The organism is uncultured Mucilaginibacter sp. (assembly GCF_903913935.1).
Lineage (GTDB): Bacteria > Bacteroidota > Bacteroidia > Sphingobacteriales > Sphingobacteriaceae > Mucilaginibacter.
In genome coordinates, this window is the sequence record NZ_CAIWNH010000429.1 from 1 (window position 1) to 5,865 (window position 5,865).

A 5,865-nucleotide genomic window follows, 5' to 3' on the forward strand; every position below is an offset into this window, starting at 1 on the left:
AGCTATTACAGGATTAAAATTAAGTGTAAACTTATATCAGGATTAATCATTAAAAGTGTAAACTTTTTTCAGGACGAGACACCTGTTCCACCGTTCCATGGAACACCAGTAGGCGAATTTTTGCTTATTGCCCATTCCGAAATCGAAATTCCCATCCTACGGCTGGCAGGATAATTCCGAAATTAAAACTCAGTCTCCATCCTGTGCTGTAAACAAATAAGTTTCGGTATTGCCGAGGGGCTGGCTGCTGATCTGGCCTCGGTTTTGCTGCCACCAGAAGGGTTGCCTGACTTTTTCGCGGTTGCCGATCTCGTTCATCGAGCTGGCATCATACAGCCTGCCGTTAACCATTACATATTTAATTTTATCGCTGTTGCGGATATTGTCGAGCGGGTTATCATCCAAAACTACCAGGTCGGCCAGTTTGCCAAGTTCCAACGAGCCGATCTCCTTATCCATACCGAGGTAGGCCGCGCCATTCATGGTAGCACAGCGCAGGGCCTGCATCGGCGTCATTCCGCCCTGTACCAGCATCCACAGTTCCCAATGCGCGCCAATGCCCTGGATCTGCCCGTGCGAGCCTAAATTAACCTTAGTGCCGCCATCTGCTATCTGCTTTACGTATTTGGATACTTCGATATGGCCATAGTCACCGTATTCGCTGGTCATCCTCCGCCTTGAGCGGGCATCGATAATGGATTGCGGGGTATAGGTGAGCAGGCGCTCGTTTTTCCAAACCTCGGTGCGGTCGTACCAAAAATTCTCGCCAAACTGCGTGCCATAAGATACGATCAGAGTGGGTGTATAACCCGTCTTGCTGGCATTCCAAAGGGATTTAACGTCTTTATAAACCGGCCAAACAGGGATGTTGTGTTCGATGCCGGTATGCCCGTCCAGGATCATATTCATATTGGTAAAGAATGTCGAGCCGCCTTCCGGAACAACTTCCATCTGTAACTCGCGGGCCGCCTCAATGATCTGCTGGCGCTGCTCTCGCCGGGGCTGGTTATAGCTTTTTACCGAAAATGCGCCCACAGCCTTTAGCCGGCGCAGGTTTGACCGGGCATCATCAATGCTATTGATCACTGCCTTGAAGTCGCCGTCGGCGCCGTAAAGGATGGTGCCTGTTGAGTATACCCTTGGGCCCACCATATTGCCTGCCTTCAGCATTTCAGCCTGGCAAAATACCATTTCAGTATTGCTGGAGGGGTCGTGCGCTGTAGTAACGCCATAAGCCAGGTTAGCATAATAGTTCCAGTCTTGCTGAGGCGATATACCATCAGGGCTGGCATGCAAATGGGCATGTACATCTACGATGCCGGGCATAATGGTTTTGCCGGACAGGTCGTAGATCTTTGCGTCATCCGGGATTAAAATATCAGCTGCTTTGCCAATCTTAGTGATCTTCGTCCCGTTAACCAGGATGGTCCCGTTTTCAATCACCTCGTCGCCCCGCATGGTGATGATGCGCACATTTTTAAGGGCGATCTTTCCATCAGGAACGTCGGTTTTTAACGTCAGGCCTATATCTGCACCGGCAGTGTCGATAGCCGGAGTTTTATCAGTAGCCCCCTCAACAAACGGAAATGCGTTACGGATATCCCTTGTGAAATATTTAGGGCCCAGCGTCCACATCAGCTTCTGGCTGTCCTTGGTCCAGTGCAAATAAGTTCCGGCGTCGCGCGTAAGCTTACTTAACGGTATAGCTTTATTTGTTGCCGATAGGTCCTGCGGGCTGCCGGTATAAACCATCGGGGTAATGTAGCAGTTGAACAGTTCGGTAAAGGCCATCCATTTGCCATCAGGACTTGGGTTAAACTGTGTAGTATATTTCGAGGTATAAAGCGTTTGCTGGTTGGCGCCGGTGGTATCCATCATTTTAAAGGCCTTTTTATCACCTTCGGAACTTTGGTAATAAAGCCGGCTGTCATCGGTTGAAAACTGCGGGTAGATGCCATTATTGATGATCATTTTTGGCTTACCGCCGTTTGCAGAAACGATATAAATGCCCGGGTCTTTCCCAAAGGCGTAGCCGGATACTTCATTGCCTTCGCCTTTGCGAAAAACTACTTTATCGCCCTTATTGTTGAATTTTGGCGTATAGTAAAAGCCTTTTTCGGTTGTCAGTTTGGTGATCTGGCAGGTTTGAAGTTCAATTTTATTTACAGATGCTTTCAGCTCGTCAGACCAACCGATATAAACCAGTGACTTGCCATCCGGGCTAAAGGAAGGATCGTATTCGAATTCATTGGTATACGTAATCCTGAAAGGAATGCCATCCGGTAGGCTTTTAACGTAGATATAACCCGCCGCATTAAAGGCAACATATTTCCCGTCAGGGGAGGTGGTCAGCTGGCGGATCATTTTAACCGGGAAGGTTTCCTGGAAAACTTTTTGCTGGTAATGCAAGGCATCAGTAATGGTTTGTTGCGATATTACCTCAAAAGGTATTTGAGCCGCATTAACTGTATTAACATCGATATTCCATATTTTCCCTTTTGCATAAATAATGATGTTATTATTGTTGGGCAACCAGGCAAAGTTTGGATAAACGCCAAAAATGGCCCATGTTTCCTGCTGGTCGTGTGAGAGATCGTCATATATGGGCCATTCTTCGCCGGTACTCAAATTGTGAATGTACAATACTGATTTTAAACGTACACGTTTAACAAAGGCCATCAATTTTCCGTCAGCCGAAATTTGGGGCCGGCAGGCGCCGCCCGGGCCGCCGGTTACAATCTCAATAGCGCCGGTTTGGCGGTTCAGGCGCTGTATGGCATAAATGCCTTTGTATGGGTCTTTATTATATTGAAAGTCTGGGCCCGGTGTAACATCCTCGCTCCAGTAAATATATTTACCATCCGGCGAAACGATGGGTTCGCCCGCGTCCTCCTGGTCATTCTTGCGTTTGGTTAACTGTATGCCTTCGCCACCGGTTTTGTGGAATAGCCACATTTCGCCCGCACCCAGGGAACGGGTACCTGTAAAATGCTTCCGGGCAACTAAAAACTGTCCGTCCGGCGTCCACGATGCATTGTTCAGCAACCTGAAACTTTCTTTTGTAACGGCGTGTTTATCGCTGCCATCGCTGTTCATGATCCAGATGTTATCCCCGCCATCCTTATCGCTGGTATAGGATATTTGCTTTCCATCCGGGCTAAAACGCGGTTGGATCTCCCAGGCTTTGCCGCCGGCGAGCAATGCAGCCTTTCCGCCGGTAACAGGCATACTGTAAATATCACCCAAAAGATCAAAAGCGATAGTTTTGCCGTCGGGACTTACATCCAGGTTCATCCAGGTGCCTTCGTCAGTTGTTATGGAGACTTTTTTTTGTGTACCGGGAGGGGTTTCGACGTTCCATTTCTGGGCATGAAGAGAAAAGGAAACAAACAAAAATATAAGAACAGCGTAGATAGATTTCATATGATGTTGTTAACGCCGCGAAGTTAAAAATAATATAGGACTTGCGGCTTTGGTAGTCAGAAACTGAATTTAACTTTAAATTCAAACTTCTGTGTTTTTGAAATTATTGACGTATAATTGGGGAAATCCGATTGCTGAAATCCGAACCCGATAGCTATCGGGTCGAACATCTTATATCCGATATAAAATATGACTATCCTCCAGATCCTGAAACACTATTGGAACCACGATCACTTCCGCCCGATGCAGGAGGAGATCATCCATGCCGTGTTAGCAGGAAAGGATACGCTGGCGTTATTGCCAACCGGAGGCGGTAAGTCTATCTGTTTCCAGGTGCCCGCTTTGGCAAAAGAGGGGATCTGTATCGTTGTTTCGCCATTAATCGCCCTGATGAAGGACCAGGTAGAAAACCTGCAGGCCAAAGGGATCGAAGCGGTATCGGTTGTTTCGGGGATGAGCAAGCGCGAGATTGATATCGCGCTGGATAATTGTATTTATAATAAGGTGAAGTTTTTGTACCTGTCGCCCGAGCGTTTGCTTTCTGAACTGGTGCGCGAACGGATCAAATACATGAAGGTGAACCTGATCGCGGTTGATGAGGCGCATTGTATCTCGCAATGGGGCTACGATTTCAGGCCGCCATACCTTCATATTGCTGATCTGCGTGAACTCCATCCGGCTGTGCCGGTTATCGCCTTAACAGCCACAGCAACGTCCGAGGTAAGGGAAGACATACAGGAAAAACTGTTATTTAAAAACCAGGTTGTTTTTCAAAAAAGCTTTGAGCGCAAAAACATCAGTTATGTGGTTCAAAATGATGAAAACAAGCTGCGCAAATTGCTTGACATTGCCCGTGGTGTAAAAGGCAGCGGCATTGTTTATGTGCGCAGCCGTAAGGAGACAGTTGAAATAGCCAAATATTATAATGATAACGGCTTTAAGGCTGATTTTTACCATGCCGGGCTTGAAACCGGCTTGCGCTCGCAAAAACAGGAAAACTGGAAAAGCAACCGTACCAGAATAATTGTAGCGACGAACGCCTTCGGGATGGGGATCGATAAGCCCGATGTTCGTTTTGTGATCCATAAGGACCCGCCCGAAAGCCTGGAGGCCTATTACCAGGAGGCAGGCCGCGCCGGGCGTGACGAGCATAAAGCTTATGCCGTTTTGCTGTGTAATGCGGCAGACAGGTATAAACAGGAAAAGATGTTTGAAATGAATTTCCCGTCTGTTGCCGAAATTAAACAAACCTATCATTACCTGGCCAATTATTACCAGCTGGCTTACCAGGCAGGCGAGGGGGTAAGTTTCGACCTGGACTTAAGCGATTTTTGCAGCCGCTTTAAGCTTGAGCCGGTTAAAACGATCAGGACGCTCAAGTTTTTGGAAATGGATGAATATTTGTCCTTTAATGAAAGCGTTTTTTTACCCTCCCGTTTCAGGTTTGAGGTGGGCAATGAGCACTTGTATAATTTTCAAATCCAAAATCCCGGGTGGGATCCATTTATTAAAACCTTACTGCGGTCGTATGGCGGTTCGTTTGAGAATTATGTCCGATTGAGAGAATTTGATATTGCCAGGCGGGCCAACATGAATGTACAGCAGGTAATCAGCGGGTTAAAGCAATTGCAGGAGTTTAAAATTTTACATTATTTTCCGCAGACCGATATGCCCCAGGTTACCTGGTTAAAACCCCGGCAGCAGGCCAATGCACTTTATATCAACAAAAAAGCAATAGACGACCGAAAGATAACCTACCGCAACAAAATGGAAGCTGTATTTGCATATGCCACGCACAAAAAATGCCGCAGCCAAATGCTGTTGGCTTATTTTGATGAACAACATGCGGATAAGTGTGGGATCTGCGATGTATGCCTGGATGAAAAGCGCCGGCAACACGCCTCAGAAATATTTGATGATATTACCACTGAAGTGATTCAAATTTTAAGCACCAACTCCCATGACCTGTCTTCACTTGTTACCTCCACCAACATCGGCACCGAGAAAGAAAAGATCGAAGCCATAAGGCTGCTGCTGGATGCCGGGAAAATAAAATTCGCCGGAGAAAAGATCATCATTAGTGATTAAAAAGTGCCTCCAAATCGTCTTGTATTCAAAAAAAATCCGAAACAACCCTCGCTTTTTACGCGCTCAAATTCCCGCCAAATTGGGCGATTGCCGTTTTTCCTGTTTTTAGGTCGAAAAATATAATATCTTACTTTTACGATATTTGCACTTTACATTTTGTGTATCGTTTTTTAACGGGTGTGTTAAGTGTGTTTTTGTAACTAAACGGAATTATATTCTGTTTTTTAAAAAATGTAAACTTAGTGTATTTATTACACTATTATGAAGAATTTCACCGATAAAAACCACACCTTTGCCGACGAAAACAAGGCGTTCATCTATTAAGCACAAATTTAATGTAACGTTTTAAAAATA

2 protein-coding genes are annotated in these 5,865 nt (G+C 46.0%); one reads left to right on the forward strand and one right to left on the reverse strand.

Going from position 1 to position 5,865, the window contains the following annotated elements:
* Nucleotides 1–189 precede the first annotated feature (189 nt).
* On the reverse strand, nucleotides 190–3,423 hold the full coding sequence (locus QZY09_RS17310; RefSeq protein WP_295674399.1) for an amidohydrolase family protein: 3,234 nt from the start codon (nucleotides 3,421–3,423) through the stop codon (nucleotides 190–192).
* 189 nt (nucleotides 3,424–3,612) lie between these two features.
* Here QZY09_RS17310 and QZY09_RS17315 point away from each other — a divergent pair, with 189 nt between their 5' ends.
* Nucleotides 3,613–5,511: an ATP-dependent DNA helicase RecQ gene (locus QZY09_RS17315; RefSeq protein ID WP_295674401.1), complete on the forward strand. Its 1,899-nt coding sequence runs from the start codon at nucleotides 3,613–3,615 to the stop codon at nucleotides 5,509–5,511.
* Nucleotides 5,512–5,865 lie beyond the last annotated feature (354 nt).

Coding starts and splice junctions, on each gene's coding strand:
- QZY09_RS17315 (WP_295674401.1), top strand. CDS start 3,613: ATGACTATCCTCCAGATCCTGAAACACTATTGGAACCACGATCACTTC.
- QZY09_RS17310 (WP_295674399.1), bottom strand. CDS start 3,423: ATGAAATCTATCTACGCTGTTCTTATATTTTTGTTTGTTTCCTTTTCT.